At 53.7% G+C, this 22,131-nt stretch carries 18 protein-coding genes; 8 read left to right on the top strand and 10 right to left on the bottom strand.

What is annotated here, in order from left to right; translation table 11 throughout:
- Nucleotides 1–12 precede the first annotated feature (12 nt).
- From FC814_RS03910 to folA, 7 genes are all read left to right on the top strand, one after another.
- Nucleotides 13–954: an electron transfer flavoprotein subunit alpha/FixB family protein gene (locus FC814_RS03910; RefSeq protein WP_137325546.1), complete on the top strand. Its 942-nt coding sequence runs from the start codon at nt 13–15 to the stop codon at nt 952–954.
- 50 nt (nt 955–1,004) lie between these two features.
- The gene (locus FC814_RS03905; RefSeq protein ID WP_137325545.1) at nt 1,005–2,291 is read left to right on the top strand and encodes an FAD-dependent oxidoreductase; all 1,287 of its coding nucleotides are present in this window, start codon (nt 1,005–1,007) and stop codon (nt 2,289–2,291) included.
- Complete coding sequence (gene fixX / locus FC814_RS03900) at nt 2,288–2,575, top strand: ferredoxin-like protein FixX (protein ID WP_000203741.1); 288 nt, start codon at nt 2,288–2,290, stop codon at nt 2,573–2,575. Before FC814_RS03905 ends, fixX begins: the two co-directional genes overlap by 4 nt.
- A gap of 58 nt (nt 2,576–2,633) precedes the next feature.
- On the top strand, nt 2,634–3,965 hold the full coding sequence (locus tag FC814_RS03895) for an MFS transporter (RefSeq protein WP_137325544.1): 1,332 nt from the start codon (nt 2,634–2,636) through the stop codon (nt 3,963–3,965).
- A 110-nt stretch (nt 3,966–4,075) separates the two neighbouring features.
- Nucleotides 4,076–4,606, top strand: a complete 531-nt coding sequence (kefF, locus tag FC814_RS03890; protein ID WP_000600737.1) for a glutathione-regulated potassium-efflux system oxidoreductase KefF — start codon at nt 4,076–4,078, stop codon at nt 4,604–4,606.
- Nucleotides 4,599–6,458, top strand: a complete 1,860-nt coding sequence (gene kefC, locus FC814_RS03885) for a glutathione-regulated potassium-efflux system protein KefC (RefSeq protein ID WP_137325543.1) — start codon at nt 4,599–4,601, stop codon at nt 6,456–6,458. The genes kefF and kefC overlap by 8 nt, the downstream gene beginning before the upstream one ends.
- Nucleotides 6,459–6,652: 194 nt before the next feature.
- Nucleotides 6,653–7,132 carry a type 3 dihydrofolate reductase gene (gene folA / locus FC814_RS03880; protein ID WP_024212612.1) on the top strand — a complete coding sequence of 160 codons (480 nt, stop codon included), beginning with the start codon at nt 6,653–6,655 and terminating at the stop codon, nt 7,130–7,132.
- 77 nt (nt 7,133–7,209) lie between these two features.
- On the opposite strand, the gene apaH is transcribed toward folA, so the two are convergent.
- The 6 genes from apaH to lptD are packed head-to-tail and all read right to left on the bottom strand — an operon-like array spanning nt 7,210 to nt 13,942.
- Nucleotides 7,210–8,052, bottom strand: a complete 843-nt coding sequence (gene apaH / locus FC814_RS03875; protein WP_000257166.1) for a bis(5'-nucleosyl)-tetraphosphatase (symmetrical) ApaH — start codon at nt 8,050–8,052, stop codon at nt 7,210–7,212.
- A 6-nt stretch (nt 8,053–8,058) separates the two neighbouring features.
- Nucleotides 8,059–8,436: a Co2+/Mg2+ efflux protein ApaG gene (apaG, locus tag FC814_RS03870; protein ID WP_000610899.1), complete on the bottom strand. Its 378-nt coding sequence runs from the start codon at nt 8,434–8,436 to the stop codon at nt 8,059–8,061.
- Nucleotides 8,437–8,438: 2 nt separating this feature from the next.
- The gene (gene rsmA / locus FC814_RS03865) at nt 8,439–9,260 is read right to left on the bottom strand and encodes a 16S rRNA (adenine(1518)-N(6)/adenine(1519)-N(6))-dimethyltransferase RsmA (protein WP_001042779.1); all 822 of its coding nucleotides are present in this window, start codon (nt 9,258–9,260) and stop codon (nt 8,439–8,441) included.
- Nucleotides 9,257–10,246, bottom strand: coding sequence for a 4-hydroxythreonine-4-phosphate dehydrogenase PdxA (pdxA, locus tag FC814_RS03860; RefSeq protein WP_137325542.1), 990 nt, complete (start codon nt 10,244–10,246; stop codon nt 9,257–9,259). The genes rsmA and pdxA overlap by 4 nt, the downstream gene beginning before the upstream one ends.
- A complete protein-coding gene (surA, locus tag FC814_RS03855) occupies nt 10,246–11,532 on the bottom strand; it encodes a peptidylprolyl isomerase SurA (protein WP_000800488.1) in 1,287 nt (428 codons plus the stop codon). The genes pdxA and surA overlap by 1 nt, the downstream gene beginning before the upstream one ends.
- 52 nt (nt 11,533–11,584) lie before the next feature.
- Nucleotides 11,585–13,942, bottom strand: a complete 2,358-nt coding sequence (gene lptD / locus FC814_RS03850) for an LPS assembly protein LptD (RefSeq protein WP_137325541.1) — start codon at nt 13,940–13,942, stop codon at nt 11,585–11,587.
- Nucleotides 13,943–14,196: 254 nt separating this feature from the next.
- On the opposite strand from lptD, the gene djlA reads away from it, so the two are divergent.
- On the top strand, nt 14,197–15,012 hold the full coding sequence (djlA, locus tag FC814_RS03845) for a co-chaperone DjlA (RefSeq protein ID WP_001200584.1): 816 nt from the start codon (nt 14,197–14,199) through the stop codon (nt 15,010–15,012).
- 137 nt (nt 15,013–15,149) lie between these two features.
- Here djlA and rluA read toward each other — a convergent pair whose 3' ends face one another.
- The 4 genes from rluA to araD form a co-directional block, all read right to left on the bottom strand.
- Nucleotides 15,150–15,809, bottom strand: coding sequence for a bifunctional tRNA pseudouridine(32) synthase/23S rRNA pseudouridine(746) synthase RluA (rluA, locus tag FC814_RS03840; protein ID WP_137325540.1), 660 nt, complete (start codon nt 15,807–15,809; stop codon nt 15,150–15,152).
- Between the two features lie 11 nt (nt 15,810–15,820).
- On the bottom strand, nt 15,821–18,727 hold the full coding sequence (rapA, locus tag FC814_RS03835; RefSeq protein ID WP_137325539.1) for an RNA polymerase-associated protein RapA: 2,907 nt from the start codon (nt 18,725–18,727) through the stop codon (nt 15,821–15,823).
- A 163-nt stretch (nt 18,728–18,890) separates the two neighbouring features.
- On the bottom strand, nt 18,891–21,242 hold the full coding sequence (gene polB / locus FC814_RS03830) for a DNA polymerase II (RefSeq protein ID WP_137325538.1): 2,352 nt from the start codon (nt 21,240–21,242) through the stop codon (nt 18,891–18,893).
- 74 nt (nt 21,243–21,316) lie between these two features.
- A complete protein-coding gene (gene araD / locus FC814_RS03825; RefSeq protein ID WP_097413431.1) occupies nt 21,317–22,012 on the bottom strand; it encodes an L-ribulose-5-phosphate 4-epimerase in 696 nt (231 codons plus the stop codon).
- Between the last annotated feature and the right edge of the window lie 119 nt (nt 22,013–22,131).

Below are 22,131 nucleotides of genomic sequence, written 5' to 3'. Positions count from 1 at the left end.
ACAGGGGATGCTATGAACACGTTTTCTCAAGTCTGGGTATTCAGCGATACCCCTTCTCGTCTGCCGGAACTGATGAACGGTGCGCAGGCTTTAGCTAATCAAATCAACACCTTTGTCCTCAATGATGCCGACGGCGCACAGGCAATCCAGCTTGGCGCTAATCATGTCTGGAAATTAAGCGGCAAACCGGACGATCGGATGATTGAAGATTACGCCGGTGTCATGGCTGACACTATTCGCCAGCACGGCGCAGACGGCCTGGTGCTGCTGCCGAACACCCGTCGCGGCAAGTTACTGGCGGCGAAACTGGGTTATCGCCTCAAAGCGGCGGTGTCTAACGATGCTAGCACCGTCAGCGTACAGGACGGTAAAGCGACAGTGAAACACATGGTTTACGGTGGTCTGGCGATTGGCGAAGAACGCATTGTCACGCCGTATGCGGTACTGACCATCAGCAGCGGCACGTTCGATGCGGCTCAGCCAGACGCGTCACGTACTGGCGAAACGCACACCGTGGAGTGGCAGGCTCCGGCTGTGGCGATTACCCGCACGGCAACCCAGGCGCGCCAGAGCAACAGCGTCGATCTCGACAAAGCCCGCCTGGTGGTCAGCGTCGGTCGCGGTATTGGCAGCAAAGAGAACATTGCGCTGGCAGAACAGCTTTGCAGGGCGATAGGTGCGGAGTTGGCCTGTTCTCGTCCGGTGGCAGAAAACGAAAAATGGATGGAGCACGAACGCTATGTCGGTATCTCCAACCTGATGCTGAAACCTGAACTGTACCTGGCTGTGGGGATCTCCGGGCAGATCCAGCACATGGTTGGCGCTAACGCGTCGCAAACCATTTTCGCCATCAATAAAGATAAAAATGCGCCGATCTTCCAGTACGCGGATTACGGCATTGTTGGCGACGCCGTGAAGATCCTTCCGGCGCTGACCGCAGCTTTAGCGCGTTGATCCACTCTGGCAGGGCTGCATTTCGGCCCTGCCGCTGACAGGGAGCTCTTATGTCCGAAGATATCTTTGACGCCATCATCGTCGGTGCAGGGCTTGCCGGTTCGGTTGCCGCACTGGTGCTCGCCCGCGAAGGGGCGCAAGTGTTAGTTATCGAGCGTGGCAATTCCGCAGGTGCCAAGAACGTCACCGGCGGGCGTCTCTATGCCCACAGTCTGGAACACATTATTCCAGGTTTCGCCGAATCCGCCCCCGTAGAACGCCTGATTACCCATGAAAAACTCGCGTTTATGACGGAAAAGTCAGCGATGACTATGGACTACTGCAACGGTGACGAAACCTCGCCATCCCAGCGTTCTTACTCTGTTTTGCGCAGTAAATTTGATGCCTGGTTAATGGAGCAGGCCGAAGAAGCGGGCGCGCAGTTAATTACCGGGATTCGTGTCGATAACCTCGTACAGCGCGATGGCAAAGTCGTCGGTGTAGAAGCCGATGACGATGTAATTGAAGCGAAAACGGCGATCCTTGCCGACGGGGTGAACTCCATCCTTGCCGAAAAGCTGGGGATGGCAAAACGCGTCAAACCGACGGATGTGGCGGTTGGCGTGAAGGAACTGATCGAGTTACCGAAGTCGGTTATTGAAGACCGTTTTCAGTTGCAGGGTAATCAGGGGGCGGCTTGCCTGTTTGCGGGTTCCCCCACCGATGGCCTGATGGGCGGCGGTTTTCTTTATACCAATGAAAACACCCTGTCGCTGGGGCTGGTTTGTGGTCTGCATCATCTGCATGACGCGAAAAAATCGGTGCCGCAAATGCTGGAAGATTTCAAACAGCATCCGGCAGTTGCACCGCTGATTGCAGGCGGCAAGCTGGTGGAATATTCCGCTCACGTAGTGCCGGAAGCAGGCATCAACATGCTGCCGGAGTTGGTTGGTGACGGCGTATTGATTGCGGGTGATGCCGCCGGAATGTGTATGAACCTCGGTTTTACCATTCGCGGTATGGATCTGGCGATTGCCGCCGGGGAAGCAGCAGCAAAAACCGTGCTTTCAGCGATGAAAAGCGACGATTTCGGTAAGCAAAAACTGGCGGAATATCGTCAGCATCTTGAGAGTGGCCCGCTGCGCGATATGCGCATGTACCAAAAACTACCGGCGTTCCTTGATAACCCACGCATGTTTAGCGGCTACCCGGAACTGGCGGTGGGCGTGGCGCGTGACCTGTTCACCATTGACGGCAGCGCGCCGGAACTGATGCGCAAGAAAATCCTCCGCCACGGTAAGAAAGTGGGCTTCATCAATCTAATCAAGGATGGCATGAAAGGAGTGACCGTTTTATGACTTCTCCCGTCAATGTGGACGTCAAACTGGGCGTCAATAAATTCAATGTCGATGAAGAGCATCCGCACATTGTTGTGAAGGCCGATGCCGATAAACAGGCGCTGGAGCTGCTGGTGAAAGCGTGCCCCGCAGGTCTGTACAAGAAGCAGGATGACGGCAGTGTGCGCTTCGATTACGCCGGATGTCTGGAGTGCGGCACCTGTCGCATTCTGGGGCTGGGGTCGGCGCTGGAACAGTGGGAATACCCGCGCGGCACCTTTGGTGTGGAGTTCCGTTACGGCTGATGTTGGTTTGATACGTAACGCCGTACTGACTCTCATTGCAAAAAAACAGGAATAATCCATGCAACCGTCCAGAAACTTTGACGATCTTAAATTCTCCTCTATTCACCGCCGCATTTTGCTGTGGGGAAGCGGTGGTCCGTTTCTGGATGGTTATGTACTGGTAATGATTGGCGTGGCGCTGGAGCAACTGACCCCGGCACTGAAACTGGATGCAGACTGGATTGGCTTGCTGGGCGCGGGAACGCTCGCCGGGCTGTTCGTCGGCACATCGCTGTTTGGCTATATCTCCGATAAAGTCGGACGGCGCAAAATGTTCCTCATTGATATTATCGCCATTGGCGTGATATCGGTGGCGACGATGTTTGTCTCATCCCCCGTCGAACTGCTGGTGATGCGGGTACTCATCGGCATTGTCATCGGCGCGGATTATCCCATCGCCACCTCGATGATCACCGAGTTCTCCAGCACCCGTCAGCGTGCGTTTTCCATCAGCTTTATTGCTGCCATGTGGTATGTCGGCGCAACCTGTGCCGATCTGGTCGGCTACTGGCTTTATGATGTGGAAGGTGGCTGGCGCTGGATTTTGGGCAGCGCGGCGATCCCCTGTTTGTTGATTTTGATTGGTCGATTCGAACTGCCTGAATCTCCCCGCTGGTTGTTACGCAAAGGGCGAGTGAAAGAGTGCGAAGAGATGATGATCAAACTGTTTGGCGAACCGGTGGCTTTCGATGAAGAGCAGCCGCAGCAAACCCGTTTTCGCGATCTGTTTAACCGCCGCCATTTTCCGTTTGTCCTGTTTGTTGCCGCCATCTGGACTTGCCAGGTGATCCCAATGTTCGCCATTTACACCTTTGGTCCGCAAATCGTTGGTTTGTTGGGATTGGGTGTTGGCAAAAACGCGGCACTGGGGAACGTGGTGATTAGCCTGTTCTTTATGCTCGGCTGTATTCCGCCGATGCTGTGGCTAAACACTGCCGGACGGCGTCCATTGTTGATTGGCAGCTTTGCCATGATGACGCTGGCGCTGGCGGTTTTGGGGCTGATCCCGGATATGGGGATCTGGCTGGTGGTAATGGCCTTTGCGGTGTATGCCTTTTTCTCTGGCGGGCCAGGTAATTTGCAGTGGCTTTATCCTAATGAACTTTTCCCGACGGATATCCGCGCCTCTGCCGTGGGCGTGATTATGTCCTTAAGCCGTATTGGCACCATTGTTTCGACCTGGGCACTGCCGATCTTTATCAATAATTACGGTATCAGTAACACGATGCTAATGGGGGCGGGGATCTCGCTGTTTGGCTTGTTGATTTCCGTAGCGTTTGCCCCGGAAACACGTGGGATGTCACTGGCGCAGACCAGCAATATGACGATCCGCAGGCAGCGAGCGGGGTAATTTATTCAGATTTCTCTCTTTTCTGAATCAATATTATTGACTATAAGCCGCGTGAATATGTGACTACACTTTGTGGGAAAATAAAGGCGTAAACACGCGGGCTAATAACTATGATCCTCATAATTTATGCGCATCCGTATCCGCATCATTCCCATGCGAATAAACGGATGCTTGAACAGGCAAGGACGCTGGAAGGCGTCGAAATTCGCTCTCTTTATCAACTCTATCCTGACTTCAATATCGATATTGCCGCCGAGCAGGAGGCGCTGTCTCGCGCCGATCTGATCGTCTGGCAGCACCCGATGCAGTGGTACAGCATTCCACCGCTCCTTAAACTTTGGATCGATAAAGTCCTCTCGCACGGCTGGGCTTACGGTCACGGCGGTACGGCGCTGCATGGCAAACACTTGCTGTGGGCGGTGACGACCGGCGGCGGGGAAAGCCATTTTGAAATAGGTGCGCATCCGGGCTTTGATGTGCTGTCGCAGCCGCTACAGGCGACGGCAATCTACTGCGGGCTGAACTGGCTGCCGCCGTTTGCCATGCACTGCACCTTTATTTGTGACGACGAAACCCTCGAAGGGCAGGCGCGTCATTATAAGCAACGTCTGCTGGAATGGCAGGAGGCACATCATGGATAGCCATACGCTGATTCAGGCGCTGATTTATCTCGGTTCGGCGGCGCTGATTGTACCCATTGCGGTACGCCTCGGTCTGGGATCGGTACTTGGCTACCTGATCGCGGGCTGCATTATTGGCCCGTGGGGGCTGCGACTGGTGACCGATGCCGAATCTATCCTGCACTTTGCTGAAATCGGCGTGGTGCTGATGCTGTTTATTATCGGCCTCGAACTCGATCCACAAAGGCTGTGGAAGCTGCGTGCGGCAGTGTTCGGCGGTGGCGCATTGCAGATGGTGATTTGTGGCGGCCTGCTGGGGCTGTTCTGTATGTTACTTGGGCTGCGCTGGCAGGTAGCGGAATTGATCGGCATGACGCTGGCGCTCTCCTCTACGGCGATTGCTATGCAGGCGATGAATGAACGTAATCTTATGGTGACGCAAATGGGCCGCAGTGCCTTTGCGGTGCTGCTGTTCCAGGATATCGCCGCGATCCCTCTGGTAGCGATGATCCCACTACTGGCGGCGAGCAGTGCCTCGACGACGATGGGCGCATTTGCTCTCTCGGTGTTAAAAGTGGCGGGCGCGCTGGTGCTGGTGGTACTGCTTGGGCGCTATGTCACGCGTCCGGCGCTGCGTTTTGTTGCCCGCTCTGGCTTGCGGGAAGTGTTTAGTGCCGTGGCGTTATTCCTCGTGTTTGGCTTTGGTTTGCTGCTGGAAGAGGTTGGCTTGTCGATGGCGATGGGCGCGTTTCTGGCGGGCGTACTGCTGGCAAGCTCGGAATACCGTCATGCGCTGGAAAGCGATATCGAACCATTTAAAGGTTTGCTGCTGGGGCTGTTTTTCATCGGTGTTGGCATGTCGATAGACTTTGGCACGCTGCTTGAAAACCCATTGCGCATTGTCATTTTGCTGCTTGGTTTCCTCATCATCAAAATCGCCATGCTGTGGCTGATTGCCCGACCGTTGCAGGTGCCAAATAAACAGCGTCGCTGGTTTGCGGTGTTGTTAGGGCAGGGCAGTGAGTTTGCCTTTGTGGTATTTGGCGCGGCGCAGATGGCGAATGTGCTGGAGCCGGAGTGGGCGAAATCGCTGACCCTGGCGGTGGCGCTGTCGATGGCGGCAACGCCGATTCTGCTGGTGATCCTCAATCGCCTTGAGCAATCTTCTACTGAAGAAGCGCGTGAAGCCGATGAGATCGATGAAGAACAGCCGCGCGTGATTATCGCCGGATTCGGTCGTTTTGGGCAGATCACCGGACGTTTACTGCTCTCCAGTGGGGTAAAAATGGTGGTGCTCGATCACGATCCTGACCATATCGAAACGTTGCGCAAATTCGGCATGAAAGTCTTTTACGGTGATGCCACGCGGATGGATTTACTGGAATCTGCGGGAGCGGCGAAAGCGGAAGTGCTGATTAACGCCATCGACGATCCGCAAACCAATCTGCAACTGACGGAGATGGTGAAAGAACATTTTCCGCATTTGCAGATTATTGCCCGCGCCCGCGATGTCGATCACTACATCCGTTTGCGACAGGCTGGCGTTGAAAAGCCGGAGCGTGAAACCTTTGAAGGTGCGCTGAAAACCGGGCGTCTGGCGCTGGAAAGTTTAGGTCTTGGGCCATATGAAGCGCGAGAACGTGCCGATGTGTTCCGTCGCTTTAATATTGAGATGGTGGAAGAGATGGCAATGGTTGAGAACGACACCAAAGCCCGCGCGGCGGTCTATAAACGCACCAGCGCGATGTTAAGCGAGATCATTACCGAGGATCGTGAACATCTGTCATTAATTCAACGGCATGGCTGGCAGGGAACCGAGGAAGGAAAACATACCGGCAACATGGCGGATGAGCCAGAAACTAAGCCATCGTAATCAGAAAGTGTGGTGTAGCACGCACTTTACAACTAACTGTTTGTTTTTGCGCAACTGTAATGAGGCGAGTCCACGGACATAGCGTGGACTCGCCAGCAGAATATAAAATTTTCCTCAACATCATCCTCACACCAGTCGACGACGGTTTACGCTTTACGTATAGTGGCGACAATTTTTTTTATCGGGAAATCTCAATGATCAGTCTGATTGCGGCGTTAGCGGTAGATCGCGTTATCGGCATGGAAAACGCCATGCCGTGGAACCTGCCTGCCGATCTCGCCTGGTTTAAACGTAACACCTTAAATAAACCCGTGATTATGGGGCGCCATACCTGGGAATCCATCGGCCGCCCGCTGCCAGGACGCAAGAATATTATCATCAGCAGCCAGCCGGGTACGGACGATCGCGTAACGTGGGTGAAATCGGTGGATGAAGCCATCGCGGCGTGTGGTGACGTACCGGAGATTATGGTGATTGGCGGCGGTCGCGTTTATGAGCAGTTCCTGCCCAAAGCGCAAAAACTGTATCTGACGCATATCGACGCGGAAGTGGAAGGCGACACCCATTTCCCGGACTATGAGCCGGATGACTGGGAATCGGTGTTCAGCGAATTCCACGACGCCGATGCGCAGAACTCTCATAGCTATTGTTTTGAGATTCTGGAACGGCGGTAAGTTTGTATAGAATTTACGGCTAGTGCCGGATGCGACGCCGGTCGCGTCTTATCCGGCCTTCCTGTATCAGGCTGTGTTTAAGACGCCGCCGCTTCGCCCATATCCTTATGCCGGTTCGATGGCTGGACGAAATACTGCTTATCTTCCCAGCGCAGGCAGGTTAATGTCCCACCCCAGCAGCATCCGGTATCCAGCGCGTAAATACCTTCCGGCGTACCTTTTCCTTCCAGCGATGCCCAGTGACCAAACACAATATTGTATTCTTCGCTAACTGGCCCTGGAATGGTAAACCACGGTTTCAATGGTGCTGGCGCGTCTTCTGGCGACTCTTTGCTGTACATATCCAGTTGACCGTTCGGGAAGCAAAAACGCATACGGGTAAAAGCGTTGGTGATAAAACGCAGTCGTGCCAGTCCGCGTAACTCTGGCGTCCAGTTGTTTGGCATGTCGCCGTACATGGCGTCGAGGAAGAAAGGATAGGAGTCACTCGACAATACTGCTTCTACGTCGTGAGCACACTCTTTAGCAGTCTCTAAGTCCCACTGCGGCGTGATCCCCGCGTGAGCCATCACCAGCTTTTTCTCTTCGTCGATTTGCAGCAGAGGTTGGCGACGCAGCCAGTTAAGCAGCTCATCAGCGTCGGGCGCTTCCAGCAGCGGTGTCAGGCGGTCTTTCGGTTTATTACGGCTGATCCCGGCGAATACCGCCAGCAGATGCAGATCGTGATTACCCAGCACCAGACGCACGCTGTCGCCTAAGGATTTTACATAGCGCAGAACATCAAGCGAACCAGGCCCGCGAGCGACCAGGTCACCCGTCAGCCAGAGGGTATCTTTCCCAGGGGTAAATTCTATTTTATGCAGCAAAGCGATCAGTTCATCGTAACAACCATGAACGTCGCCAATAAGGTATGTCGCCATATTATTTTAATGAATGAGTATTGGAACGGAGAGTCGAAATACAGGAATGTCGATGCTGAATGGAACGCCATTTTCATCGATCATTTCGTAGTGACCCTGCATGGTGCCCATCGGTGTTTCGATTATCGCACCGCTGGTGTACTGGTACTCTTCGCCAGGGGCGATATGCGGCTGAACGCCCACCACACCTTCGCCCTGGACTTCGGTTTCACGGCCATTGCCGTTGGTGATCAGCCAGTAACGCCCCAACAACTGCACTGGCGCTCGCCCCAGGTTGCGTATGGTTACGGTATAAGCAAAAACGTAACGTTCATTATCAGGTGAAGATTGTGCTTCAATGTAAACACTTTGAACCTGAATACACACTCGGGGCGAATTGATCATCGTTAACTCTCCTGCAAAGACGCGTTCTCCGCCAGATAGTTCGCCATCTGGCAATATTGCGCGACAGAGATATTTTCCGCTCGCATCGCCGGGTCGATGCCCATTCCCGTTAACACCTCGACGCTAAACAGGTTGCCGAGGCTGTTACGAATGGTTTTACGACGCTGGTTAAAGGCTTCGGTGGTGATACGGCTTAACACGCGAACATCTTTAACCGGGTAAGGCATCGTTGCATGAGGAACCAGGCGCACGACGGCGGAATCCACTTTTGGTGGTGGTGTAAAGGCCGATGGCGGTACTTCCAGCACCGGGATCACGTTGCAATAATATTGCGCCATGACGCTTAATCGACCATACGCTTTGCTGTTCGGTCCTGCAACCAGACGATTCACCACCTCTTTTTGCAACATAAAGTGCATGTCGGCAATGGCATCAGTATAGCTAAACAGATGGAACATCAACGGCGTGGAGATGTTATACGGCAGGTTACCGAAAACTCGTAGCGGCTGACCCATTTTCTCAGCCAGCTCACCGAAGTTAAAGGTCATCGCATCCTGCTGATAAATCGTCAGTTTCGGGCCTAAGAATGGATGCGTTTGCAGACGTGCCGCCAAATCGCGGTCAAGTTCGATGACTGTCAGTTGATCCAGACGTTCGCCGACTGGCTCGGTCAACGCTGCCAGACCGGGGCCGATTTCGACCATCGCCTGGCCCTTCTGCGGGTTAATGGCAGAAACAATGCTGTCGATCACGAACTGATCGTTGAGAAAGTTTTGCCCGAAGCGTTTACGGGCTAAGTGGCCCTGGTGGACTCGTTTATTCATTGGGTATTAACAATCATTTTGATGGCGAGATTAAGCGCCGTAATAAAACTGCCGACATCGGCTTTGCCACGTCCCGCCAGTTCCAGCGCGGTGCCGTGGTCCACTGATGTGCGAATAAAGGGCAGGCCCAGCGTAATATTCACACCGCGCCCGAAGCCCTGGTATTTTAGCACGGGAAGACCCTGATCGTGGTACATCGCCAGCACCGCGTCGGCGTTGTCGAGATATTTAGGCTGAAACAGGGTATCGGCAGGCAAAGGCCCGTTGAGTTTCATACCCTGCGCCCGTAACTCGTCGAGCACCGGAATGATGGTGTCTATCTCTTCCGTGCCCATATGACCGCCTTCGCCCGCGTGCGGATTCAGGCCACAGACCAGAATGCGCGGCTCAGCAATACCAAATTTGGTTTGCAAATCGTGATGCAAAATAGCAATCACTTCATGCAGCAGGGGCGGGGTGATGGTGTCAGCGATATCGCGCAGCGGTAAATGCGTCGTTGCCAGCGCCACGCGAAGTTCTTCGGTTGCCAGCATCATCACGACTTTTTTTGCCTGCGAACGCTCTTCGAAAAACTCGGTATGACCGGTAAACGGAATACCAGCGTCGTTAATGACGCCTTTATGCACGGGGCCGGTAATCAGCGCGGCAAATTCACCGTTCAGACAGCCATCACACGCTCGCGCCAGCGTCTCTACCACGTAATGCCCATTTTCAACCGTTAATTGCCCCGCAGTCACAGGTGCACGTAGCGCGACAGGAAGTAGCGTTAATGTGCCCGCAGTTTGCGGTTGTGCAGGGGAGTCTGGGGAGTAAGGGCGGAGAGTAAGCGGCAAACCGAGCATCGCTGCCCGGTCAGTAAGGAGAGTGGCATCGGCACAAACAACCAGTTTGACCGGCCACTCACGCTGTGCAAGCTGGACAACTAAGTCCGGGCCAATCCCGGCTGGCTCGCCGGGAGTGATCACAACACGTTGGGTTTTAACCATTAGTTGCTCAGGATTTTAACGTAGGCGCTGGCGCGTTGTTCCTGCATCCAGCTTGCTGCTTCTTCCGAGAACTTACGGTTCATCAGCATACGATAAGCACGATCTTTCTGCGCAGCGTCGGTTTTATCGACATTACGGGTATCCAGCAGTTCGATTAAATGCCAGCCGAATGAAGAGTGAACCGGTGCGCTCATTTGACCTTTGTTCAGGCGGGTCAACGCGTCACGGAAGGCCGGATCGAAAATATCTGGCGTAGCCCAGCCGAGATCGCCGCCCTGGTTGGCAGAGCCTGGATCTTGAGAGAACTCTTTCGCCGCAGCGGCAAACGTGGTTTTACCACTCTTGATGTCCGCTGCAATTTGCTCCAGTTTTACGCGAGCCTGTTCGTCAGTCATGATCGGCGACGGTTTCAGCAGAATATGGCGAGCATGAACTTCGGTTACCGAAATATTTTTGCTTTCGCCGCGCAGATCGTTAACTTTCAGGATATGGAAGCCAACGCCAGAACGAATCGGACCAACAATATCGCCTTTCTTCGCGGTGCTTAATGCCTGGGCGAAAATTCCCGGCAGTTCCTGAATGCGACCCCAGCCCATCTGGCCGCCGTTCAGCGCCTGCTGATCGGCAGAGTGAGCGATCGCCAGTTTACCGAAATCAGCGCCATTACGCGCCTGATCGACAATGGCACGCGCCTGTGTTTCCGCTTCGTTTACCTGCTCAGAAGACGGGTTTTCCGGCAGCGGGATCAGGATGTGGCTTAAGTTCAGCTCAGTGCTGGCATCGTTTTGATTACCGACTTGTTGCGCCAGAGCTTCAACTTCCTGCGGCAGGATGGTGATGCGACGACGCACTTCGTTGTTACGCACTTCAGAGATAATCATCTCTTTGCGGATCTGGTTACGATAGGTGTTGTAGTTCAGACCATCGTAGGCCAGACGGCTGCGCATCTGATCCAGCGTCATATTGTTCTGTTTGGCAATATTGGCAATCGCCTGATCGAGCTGCTCATCGGAGATTTTCACTCCCATTTTCTGCCCCATCTGCAAGAGGATTTGATCCATGATCAAACGCTCCATGATTTGGTGGCGCAGCGTCGCGTCATCAGGAAGTTGCTGCCTTGCCTGGGCGGCATTCATTTTTACCGACTGCATTAATCCATCAACGTCGCTTTCCAGCACGACGCCGTTATTGACGACGGCTGCGACTTTATCGACTACCTGGGGGGCAGCGAAACTGGTATTCGCGATCATGGCGATACCGAGAAGCAGCGTTTTCCAGTTCTTCATACTTTTTCCATTTCAATTAACCGCACTGCGGATTACGTGGTAAATCAACAAATCACAAAGTGTTTTGATACGGCAGAATGTTCGAACGCAGCATCTCTTGCGTACCCAGACCGTAGTTGGAGCTCAGGCCGCGAAGTTCGATGTTAAAGCCGATTGCGTTGTCATATACCGCATGTTGTTTATCGTTATCCCAACCGTTCAGCTTCCGCTCGTAACCGACGCGAATCGCATAGCAGCAGGAGCTGTATTGCACGCCTAACATTGAGTCGGCTTGCTTGTTCGCATTGGTGTCGTAGTAGTAAGCCCCGACAATTGACCAACGATCGGCGATTGGCCAGCTGGCGACTGCGCCTACCTGCGAAATACCGTTTTTGTACTGCTCGGCGGTGGAATAGTACTTAGGCAGCGTAGCCTGAATATATTCCGGGCTGGCGTAGCGGTAGTTCAGCTGTACCAGACGGTCTTCATCCCGACGGTATTCAATGCTGGTGTTACTGGTGGCTACGTTATCCAGACGAGTATCGTACTGAATGCCGCCACGCAATCCCCAGCGTTCGGAGATGCGCCAGTAGGTATCGCCTGCCCATACCAGTGAGCCCGTTTTGTCGTCATTCTCCCATGTTATGTTGTCATCGCCGGTGCGAGACTCCGTGAAGTAGTAGATTTGACCAACGGAAATATTAAAACGTTCAACGGCTGCGTCATCATATACGCGAGTTGTGACGCCGGTCGTTACCTGGTTAGCCGAAGCAATACGGTCAAGACCACCGTAAGTCCGGTCCCGGAACAGGCCAGAGTAGTCAGATTGCAGCAGAGACGAGTCGTAGTTGTAGATATCGCTCTGATCGCGATACGGCACATACAGGTATTGTGCGCGCGGTTCCAGCGTCTGGGTGTAACCCGGCGCCAGCATTTCCATATCGCGTTCAAAGACCATTTTGCCGTCAACTTTGAATTGCGGCATTACACGGTTAACAGAATCTGCCAACTTATTGTTTTGTGGGTTGCTGTTATACCAGTCAAGATTGGTCTGTTGATAATGCGTCGCCATCAGTTTGGCTTCGGTATTCAGACTCCCCCAGTTATTCGACAACGGAAGATTGATTGTCGGTTCAAGGTGCAGACGTGTGGCTTCTGGCATATTGCTATTGGTATTTACAAAATGCACAGCCTGACCATAGATGCGGGTATCAAACGGACCGAGATCGTTATGGTAGTAATTGACGTCTAACTGCGGTTCAGCGGCGTAGCTGTTGCCACTGGTATCATCAAAAACCTGGAATTGTTTATGCGAAAGCGTGGCGTCAAAGTTCTGCACTGCATAGCCAACGCTGAATTTTTGCGTTGCGTAGCCGTCAGTACTGGAACCGTACTTGTTATCGAAGTCATTGAAATAGCTGGGATCGCTGACTTTGGTGTAGTCAATGTTAAAGCGCCAAACCTGGTCCATCACTCCGGAGTGTTGCCAGTAGAACAACCAACGGCGTGAATTGCTATCTTCTGGATGTTCATCTTCATAGACTTTATCCGAAGGCAGATAATCCAGTTCCATCAAGCCTGCGCCTGCCTGGGTGAGATAACGGAATTCGTTCTCCCACATGATGTTGCCACGACGATGCATATAATGCGGCGTGATGGTGGCATCCATATTTGGCGCGATGTTCCAGTAATATGGCAGATAGAACTCAAAGTAGTTGGTGGTGGTGTATTTGGCGTTCGGGATCAAGAAACCAGAACGGCGTTTATCACCCACCGGCAACTGCAAATACGGGCTGTAAAAGATCGGAACCGGACCCACTTTAAAGCGGGCGTTCCAGATCTCCGCAACTTGTTCTTCGCGGTCATGAATAATTTCGCTACCTACCACGCTCCAGGTATCGGAACCTGGCAAACAGGAAGTAAAGCTACCGTTATCCAGAATGGTGTAGCGGTTTTCGCCACGTTGTTTCATCAGGTCCGCTTTACCACGACCCTGGCGACCCACCATCTGGTAATCACCTTCCCAGACGTTGGTATCTTTGGTGTTCAGATTCGCCCAGCCTTTCGGCCCTTTGAGGATCACCTGGTTATCGTCGTAATGGACATTACCGAGCGCATCAACAGTACGTATCGGCTCCGGTTGTCCTGGTGCCTCTTTTTGATGGAGCTGCACTTCGTCGGCCTGCAGACGGCTGTTACCCTGCATGATATCTACGCTGCCAGTAAACACGGCGTCATCGGGGTAATTCCCCTTTGCGTGGTCAGCATTAATCGTCACGGGTAAGTCGTTAGTCTCGCCCTGTACCAGAGGACGGTCATAGCTTGGCACGCCCAACATGCACTGTGAGGCGAGGTCGGCTGCCAGTCCCTGTTGACTATAAAGGGCGGTGGCAATCATGGTGGCCAGGAGAGTGGGGATACGTTTTTTCATACGTTGATTTTATTGTTCCATCATCGGTAACGTTGCGCGTGACAAACGGTCAGAGACTAACGTACTCGTCATCTCTACGCTAGTGTTAATCCTGTCCGAATAGCGTCAGTGGTGTTAGGCACGGCATTGAATGACAGGTATGATAATGCAAATTATAGGCGATGTCCCACAATTGACCGCAGCCGGAAAACGGTAAAAGCATCTTTATATTGTGGGAGATAGCCCTGATATCCGTGTGTCGATTTGGGGAATATATGCAGTATTGGGGAAAAATCATTGGCGTGGCCGTGGCCTTACTGATGGGCGGCGGCTTTTGGGGCGTTGTATTAGGTCTGTTAATCGGCCATATGTTTGATAAAGCCCGCAGCCGCAAAATGGCGTGGTTCGCCAACCAGCGCGAGCGTCAGGCGCTGTTTTTTGCCACCACTTTTGAAGTGATGGGGCATTTAACCAAATCCAAAGGACGTGTTACTGAGGCTGATATTCATATTGCCACATTGCTCATGGATCGGATGAATTTACACGGTGCTTCCCGTACTGCGGCGCAAAATGCATTTCGGGTGGGAAAATCAGACAATTACCCGCTGCGCGAAAAGATGCGTCAGTTTCGCAGTGTTTGCTTTGGTCGTTTTGACTTAATTCGTATGTTTCTGGAGATCCAGATTCAGGCGGCGTTTGCTGATGGTTCACTTCACCCGAATGAACGGGCGGTGCTGTATGTGATTGCTGAAGAGTTAGGGATCTCCCGCGCCCAGTTTGACCAGTTTCTGCGCATGATGCAGGGTGGGGCGCAATTTGGCGGCGGTTATCAGCAGCAATCTGGCGGTGGTAACTGGCAGCAAGCGCAGCGTGGCCCGACACTGGAAGATGCCTGTAACGTGCTGGGCGTGAAGCCGACGGACGATGCAACCACCATTAAACGAGCCTACCGTAAGCTGATGAGCGAACACCATCCGGATAAGCTGGTGGCGAAAGGTTTGCCGCCAGAGATGATGGAGATGGCGAAGCAGAAAGCGCAGGAAATTCAGCAGGCGTATGAGCTGATTAAGCAGCAGAAAGGGTTTAAATAAGTTTCAGAGCGAGTAAGAAATTGTAGGCCGGATAAGACGCGCCAGCGTCGCATCCGGCGATCAGCATCCGGCGGCACAAATTGCCGGATGCGGCGTGAACGCCTTATCCGGACTACCGGACTGCGCCGTCGTCACTATCAAAAATCCGCTGGCGCCTTAAACGTCATACTATTGCCATATGCCGGATGGGTAATCGTCAACATCTCTGCATGTAGCAGCAAACGCGGTGCCATCGCCCTGGCTTCTGGTGAAGCATAAAAACGATCGCCGAGAATCGGATGCCCCAGCGCCAGCATATGCACACGTAGCTGATGCGAACGTCCGGTAATCGGCTTTAACACCACTCTTGCCGTGTTATCCGCCGCATAATCCACGACTTCATATTCTGTCTGCGCAGGCTTACCCGTTTCGTAACAGACTTTCTGTTTCGGGCGGTTTGGCCAGTCGCAAATCAACGGCAGATCCACCAGACCTTCCGCAGGGGATGGATGCCCCCAGACGCGAGCCACATACTGTTTTTTCGGCTCGCGCTCGCGGAACTGGCGTTTTAATTCCCGCTCCGCAGCTTTAGTCAGCGCCACTACAATCACGCCGCTGGTGGCCATATCCAGACGATGCACCGATTCCGCCTGCGGATAATCACGCTGAATGCGCGTCATCACGCTGTCTTTGTGCTCTTCCAGGCGCCCCGGCACAGACAACAAACCGCTCGGCTTGTTGACCACTATAATGTGATCATCCTGATACAGGACAACCAGCCAGGGTTCCTGCGGCGGATTGTAGTTTTCCATCCCCATCTTCGGCTCCGTTACTGATGCGTCACAACGATTAAACGCAGGGCATCCAGACGCCAGCCTGCCTGATCCAGACTTTCCATTACCTGCTGACGGTTGCTTTCAATGGCGGCCAGTTCGTCGTCACGAATGTTCGGGTTCACTGCGCGCAGTGCTTCCAGACGCGACAGTTCCGCAGACAGTTTTTCGTCAGCTTCGTTACGCGCCGCATCGATCAGTGCACGGGCAGACTTCTCAATCTGCGCTTCACCCAGTTGCAGGATAGCGTGAACCTCTTGCTGTACGGCGTTAACCAGCTTGCTACCGGTGTGGCGATTCACTGCGTTAAGCTGACGGTTAAAGGTTTCAAACTCTACCTGTGCCGCCAGGTTGTTGCCGTTTTTATCCAACAGCATACGTACCGGCGTCGGCGGCAGGAAGCGGTTAAGCTGCAACTGCTTCGGCGCTTGTGCTTCAACCACGTAAATCAGCTCCACCAACAGCGTACCTACCGGCAACGCTTTGTTTTTCAACAATGAAATCGTGCTGCTACCAGTATCGCCAGAAAGGATCAGATCCAGACCGTTGCGGATCAGCGGATGTTCCCAGGTAATAAACTGCGCATCTTCACGCGCCAGCGCCACTTCACGGTCGAAGGTGATGGTAATACCGTCTTCCGACAGCCCCGGGAAGTCCGGCACCAGCATATGATCGGACGGCGTCAGCACGATCATGTTGTCGCCGCGATCGTCCTGATTAATACCGATAATATCGAACAGGTTCATGGCGAAGGCGATCAGGTTGGTATCGTCATCCTGCTCTTCAATGCTTTCTGCCAGTGCCTGGGCTTTTTCGCCACCGTTGGAGTGGATCTCCAGCAGGCGGTCACGACCCTGCTCCAGTTGTGCTTTCAGGGCTTCGTGTTGCTCGCGGCAGTTTTTGATCAGATCGTCAAAGCCTTCGGTTTGATCGGGTGAAGCCAGGTAGTTAATCAGATCGTTGTACACGCTATCGTAGATAGTACGTCCGGTCGGGCAGGTGTGCTCGAACGCATCCAGACCTTCGTGATACCAGCGCACCAGCACCGACTGAGCGGTTTTTTCCAGATAAGGTACGTGGATCTGAATATCGTGCGCCTGACCGATACGATCCAGACGACCAATACGCTGCTCCAGTAGGTCTGGGTTGAACGGCAGATCGAACATTACCATGTGGCTGGCGAACTGGAAGTTACGCCCTTCAGAACCGATTTCCGAGCACAGCAGCACCTGTGCGCCGGTATCTTCTTCGGCGAACCAGGCGGCTGCGCGGTCACGTTCGATAATCGACATGCCTTCGTGGAACACCGCTGCGCGAATACCTTCACGTTCGCGAAGCACCTGCTCTAGTTGCAGCGCGGTGGCGGCTTTGGCGCAGATCACCAACACTTTCTGTGAGCGATGACTGGTCAGATAGTCCATCAGCCACTCAACGCGCGGATCAAAGTTCCACCAGGTGGCGTTATCGCCTTCAAATTCCTGATAAATACGCTCCGGATAGAGCATATCGCGGGCGCGGTCTTCCGCACTTTTACGTGCGCCCATAATGCCGGACACTTTAATAGCCGTCTGATACTGCGTCGGCAGCGGCAGCTTAATGGTGTGCAGCTCGCGTTTCGGGAAGCCTTTTACGCCGTTACGGGTGTTACGGAACAGCACGCGGCTGGTGCCGTGGCGATCCATCAGCATCGAAACCAGTTCCTGACGGGCGCTCTGGGCATCTTCGCTGTCGCTGTTTGCTGCTTGCAACAGCGGCTCGATATCCTGTTCGCCGATCATCTCACCGAGCATGTTCAGTTCGTCATTGCTCAGTTTGTTACCTGCCAGCAGCATGGCAACGGCGTCCGCAACCGGACGATAATTTTTCTGCTCTTCAACGAATTGCGCAAAATCGTGGAAACGGTTCGGGTCCAGCAGACGCAGACGGGCGAAGTGGCTTTCCATCCCCAGCTGTTCCGGGGTTGCGGTCAGCAGCAGAACGCCCGGCACATGCTCTGCCAGTTGTTCAATGGCCTGATATTCACGGCTCGGCGCATCTTCGCTCCACACCAGGTGATGCGCTTCATCGACCACCAGCAGGTCCCACTCGGCTTCACAGAGATGTTCCAGACGCTGTTTGCTACGACGGGCAAAATCCAGCGAGCAAATCACCAGCTGTTCGGTATCGAACGGGTTGTAAGCATCGTGCTGAGCTTCGGCATAACGCTCATCATCAAACAGAGCAAAACGCAGGTTGAAACGGCGCAGCATTTCTACCAGCCACTGATGCTGTAAGGTTTCCGGGACGATAATTAGCACACGTTCAGCAGCGCCAGAGAGCAACTGCTGATGCAGGATCATCCCAGCTTCAATGGTTTTCCCTAAACCCACTTCGTCAGCCAGCAGAACGCGCGGCGCGTGGCGGTGACCAACATCATGAGCGATGTTGAGCTGGTGCGGGATCAGACTGGTACGCTGACCGCGCAGGCCGCTGTACGGCATACGGAACTGTTCGCTGGAATACTTACGCGCGCGATAACGCAGCGCAAAGCGGTCCATACGGTCAATCTGCCCGGCAAACAGGCGGTCTTGCGGTTTGCTGAACACCAGTTTGCTATCAAGGAAAACTTCGCGCAGGGCCACGCCGGCTTCTTCAGTATCTAGGCGAGTACCGATATAGGTCAGCAAGCCATTTTCTTCTTTTACTTCTTCGACTTGCATCTGCCAGCCATCGTGGCTGGTAATGGTATCACCAGGGTTGAACATCACGCGGGTCACGGGGGAATCACTGCGTGCGTACAGACGGTTTTCACCCGTAGATGGGAAAAGCAGAGTGACAGTTCGCGCATCCACCGCGACAACGGTTCCAAGTCCCAATTCGCTTTCTGTATCGCTGATCCAGCGTTGACCAAGTGTAAAAGGCATATGTGTTCGGCTCTATATCTTTAATTGCAGGCAATAACTACCCGCTACCGGGCTTATGTGGTAGTGGCGTTATTCAGGTCCAGGAATGGAAAGGGCGCTATGGTACTGGATGGCAAAGGATTCGTCACGCATCAAAATGGTATCTGACGAACTCTTTTTTTGCTCAAAATAGCCCAAGTTGCCCGGTCATAAGTGTAGCAAAATTATCCTCAATAAAAGGGAGTATTCCTTCCGCCACCGGTTGAAGCTGGCGAGTCAGATAGTGTTCGTAATCCAGCGGTGAACGTTGATAGTCCAGCGGTTCCGGGCCGTTAGTGGTCCAGACATATTTAATGGTGCCACGGTTCTGATATTGCAAAGGACGACCACGCTTTTGGTTTTCTTCATCGGCAAGGCGTGCGGCGCGTACATGAGGCGGCACATTACGCTGATATTCGCTCAGCGGACGTCGAAGGCGTTTACGATAAACCAACCGCGCATCCAGTTCACCAGCCATCAGTTTGTCGATGGTCTCGCGGATATAATCCTGATATGGCTCGTTGCGAAAGATGCGCAAATACAGCTCCTGCTGAAACTGCTGAGCCAGTGGCGTCCAGTCGGTGCGCACCGTTTCCAGCCCTTTAAATACCATCCGCTGTTTGTCACCCTCCTGAATCAGCCCGGCATAACGCTTTTTACTGCCGGTATCGGCTCCGCGAATGGTTGGCATCAGAAAACGGCAGAAATGAGTTTCATACTCCAGTTCCAGTGCGCTGGTCAGCCGTTGTTTTTGCAGCGTTTCAGCCCACCAGGCGTTAACGTACTGCACCAGTGTACGACCGATTTTCGCCGCCTCTTCTTCCGAATGTGCGCCTTTCAGCCAGACAAACGTTGAGTCGGTGTCGCCGTAGATCACGTCATAGCCTTGCGCTTCAATTAACGCTTTGGTTTGCCGCATGATCTGATGTCCGCGCATGGTGATCGACGACGCCAGGCGCGGATCGAAGAACCGGCAGGCGGTCGTACCAAGCACGCCATAAAAGGCATTCATAATGATCTTCAGCGCCTGCGACAGCGGCTTATTGCCCTGACGTTTGGCTTCATCGCGTCCATGCCAGATGTTAGTTACGATCTCTGGCAGGCAATGTTTTTCCCTCGAGAACCAGGCTTCGAGAAAACCTTCGGTACTGTGCTCTGGATCGGGGTGCGCCATGCCTTCCACCAGCCCGACGGGATCAATCAGAAAGGTGCGGATGATCGACGGGTACAGGCTTTTGTAGTCCAGCACCAGCACCGAATCATACAGCCCTGGTCGCGAATCCATCACGTAGCCGCCAGGGCTGGCGTGCGGCGGCACTTCGCCGAGATTAGGCGCGACATAACCAGCGCGATGCATTCGCGGAAAATAGAGATGACCAAACGCCGCCACCGAACCCCCGTGGCGATCTACAGGCAGGCCGTTAACCGTCGCCCGTTCGAGTAAAAACGGCATGATTTCGGTTTTGTGGAAGATCTGGGTGACCAGCTCGCAATCTTTCAGGTTATAAGTCGCAAGCGAAGGTTTATCTTCGGCGAAACGGCGGTCAATCTCGTCCATCCGATCCCACGGGTTATCGATAGATTTGCCTTCGCCTAACAGCTCCTGAGCGACAGTTTCCAGCGAGAATGAAGAGAAATTCCAGAACGCGGATTTTAGCGCCTCGATACCGTCGATAATTAGCCGGCCTTTGGCCTGGGCAAAAAAGACGCCGTTTTTAAAGCCGTGCTCACGCCACTCCAGCTCGCTGTTATCACGCCCCAGACGCAGCGGAATGCGGTATCTCTCAGCATGTTTTTGCAGCATTCGCAGATCGAACTGCACCACGTTCCAGCCGATGATCACATCGGGATCGTGGTTGGCAAACCAGGCGTTGAGTTTTTCCAGTAGCTGCGGGCGGCTGGCGACGTATTCCAGTTCGAAATCGAGCGAGGAGGCGTCGCCATTCTCTGGCCCCAGCATATAAACGATGCGCTGCCCGCAACCTTCCAGGCCGATGCAGTACAGCTCACCGTGGCGGGTGGTTTCAATATCTATAGAGACCCACTTGAGCGGCGGGCGGTAGTCGGGATGCGGTTTCAGGCGAGCATTAACGATAGCGCCATCACGCAAATCACCCTCGACCCACACCGGAGCGGTAATAAACCGTTCCATCAGATAGCGTTCTGGCGGGCGCACATCGGCCTCGTAAACGGTAACGCCAGCTTCACGCAGGCGCTTTTCGTAATTCATCAACTGGCGATGGGCGCGACAATAAAGGCCATACACCGGCTGGCGGTGAAAATCCTTTAACGCCAGCGGCGTCAGGCGAAATCCTTGCTCGCCCTGCAAAATATGTTGAGTGCGGGGAACGTGATCAGCGGGAATAAACGCCACGGACTCTTGCGGCGCAAGCGTGACCTGCAACGGCCCGTTGTCCGTCGCTAACCAAAAGGAAACTTCGGTTCCTTGCGGGGTGTCCCGCCAGTGTCGGGTTAAGATAAAACCTGCCTGCGCCACGCTGAAAATCCAATAAAAAACCAGGCTTGAGTATAGCCTGGTTTTGGTTGACTGGCTGTGGTTTTATACAGCCATTACTGGCCGTAATAGGCTTTTGCGCCATGCTTACGCAGATAGTGCTTATCCAGCAATGTTTGTTGCATATCCGGTAACTGCGGTGCTAACTGACGGCAGAAAATCCCCATATAAGCGACTTCTTCCAGTACGATGGCGTTGTGCACCGCATCTTCGGCATTTTTACCCCACGCAAACGGACCGTGAGAATGCACCAGCACGCCAGGCATTTGCGCCGCGTCGATCCCCTGTTTTTTGAAGGTTTCAACGATGACGTTACCGGTTTCCCACTCATATTCGCCGTTGATTTCCGCATCAGTCATTTTACGCGTACAGGGAATGGTGCCGTAGAAATAGTCGGCGTGGGTGGTGCCGGTTGCCGGAATCGACTGACCTGCCTGCGCCCAGATGGTGGCATGGCGGGAGTGCGTATGCACAATGCCACCAATGGACGGGAATGCCTGATAGAGCAACCGGTGAGTTGGCGTGTCGGAGGAGGGCTTTTTCGTACCTTCAACCACTTCACCGGTTTCGATGCTGACCACAACCATATCGTCAGCGGTCATGACGCTGTAATCGACGCCGGAAGGTTTGATCACAAAGACGCCGCGCTCGCGATCAACGGCGCTGACGTTGCCCCAGGTGAGCGTGACCAGGTTGTGTTTTGGCAGCGCCAGATTGGCTTCTAATACCTGGCGTTTGAGATCTTCTAACATGTTGACTCCAGAGAGGTCATTTCCCCTCACCCCGGCCCTCTCCCCAAAGGGGCGAGGGGGAAAAGAATGCCGGATGCGCTTTGCTTATCCGGCCTACAAAATCGCAGCGTGTAGGCCTG

It is taken from the genome of Escherichia sp. MR, assembly GCF_005280595.1.
GTDB classification, from domain to species: Bacteria; Pseudomonadota; Gammaproteobacteria; order Enterobacterales; family Enterobacteriaceae; genus Escherichia; species Escherichia ruysiae.
The sequence above is the reverse complement of the archived record's forward strand: the minus strand, read 5'-3'. Positions and strand labels throughout refer to the sequence as shown.

Bases quoted from the DNA above. Each gene is read 5' to 3' on its own strand.
- FC814_RS03910 (WP_137325546.1), top strand. From the start codon at position 13: ATGAACACGTTTTCTCAAGTCTGGGTATTCAGCGATACCCCTTCTCGT.
- FC814_RS03905 (WP_137325545.1), top strand. From the start codon at position 1,005: ATGTCCGAAGATATCTTTGACGCCATCATCGTCGGTGCAGGGCTTGCC.
- fixX (WP_000203741.1), top strand. From the start codon at position 2,288: ATGACTTCTCCCGTCAATGTGGACGTCAAACTGGGCGTCAATAAATTC.
- FC814_RS03895 (WP_137325544.1), top strand. From the start codon at position 2,634: ATGCAACCGTCCAGAAACTTTGACGATCTTAAATTCTCCTCTATTCAC.
- kefF (WP_000600737.1), top strand. From the start codon at position 4,076: ATGATCCTCATAATTTATGCGCATCCGTATCCGCATCATTCCCATGCG.
- kefC (WP_137325543.1), top strand. From the start codon at position 4,599: ATGGATAGCCATACGCTGATTCAGGCGCTGATTTATCTCGGTTCGGCG.
- folA (WP_024212612.1), top strand. From the start codon at position 6,653: ATGATCAGTCTGATTGCGGCGTTAGCGGTAGATCGCGTTATCGGCATG.
- apaH (WP_000257166.1), bottom strand. From the start codon at position 8,052: ATGGCGACATACCTTATTGGCGACGTTCATGGTTGTTACGATGAACTG.
- apaG (WP_000610899.1), bottom strand. From the start codon at position 8,436: ATGATCAATTCGCCCCGAGTGTGTATTCAGGTTCAAAGTGTTTACATT.
- rsmA (WP_001042779.1), bottom strand. From the start codon at position 9,260: ATGAATAAACGAGTCCACCAGGGCCACTTAGCCCGTAAACGCTTCGGG.
- pdxA (WP_137325542.1), bottom strand. From the start codon at position 10,246: ATGGTTAAAACCCAACGTGTTGTGATCACTCCCGGCGAGCCAGCCGGG.
- surA (WP_000800488.1), bottom strand. From the start codon at position 11,532: ATGAAGAACTGGAAAACGCTGCTTCTCGGTATCGCCATGATCGCGAAT.
- lptD (WP_137325541.1), bottom strand. From the start codon at position 13,942: ATGAAAAAACGTATCCCCACTCTCCTGGCCACCATGATTGCCACCGCC.
- djlA (WP_001200584.1), top strand. From the start codon at position 14,197: ATGCAGTATTGGGGAAAAATCATTGGCGTGGCCGTGGCCTTACTGATG.
- rluA (WP_137325540.1), bottom strand. From the start codon at position 15,809: ATGGGGATGGAAAACTACAATCCGCCGCAGGAACCCTGGCTGGTTGTC.
- rapA (WP_137325539.1), bottom strand. From the start codon at position 18,727: ATGCCTTTTACACTTGGTCAACGCTGGATCAGCGATACAGAAAGCGAA.
- araD (WP_097413431.1), bottom strand. From the start codon at position 22,012: ATGTTAGAAGATCTCAAACGCCAGGTATTAGAAGCCAATCTGGCGCTG.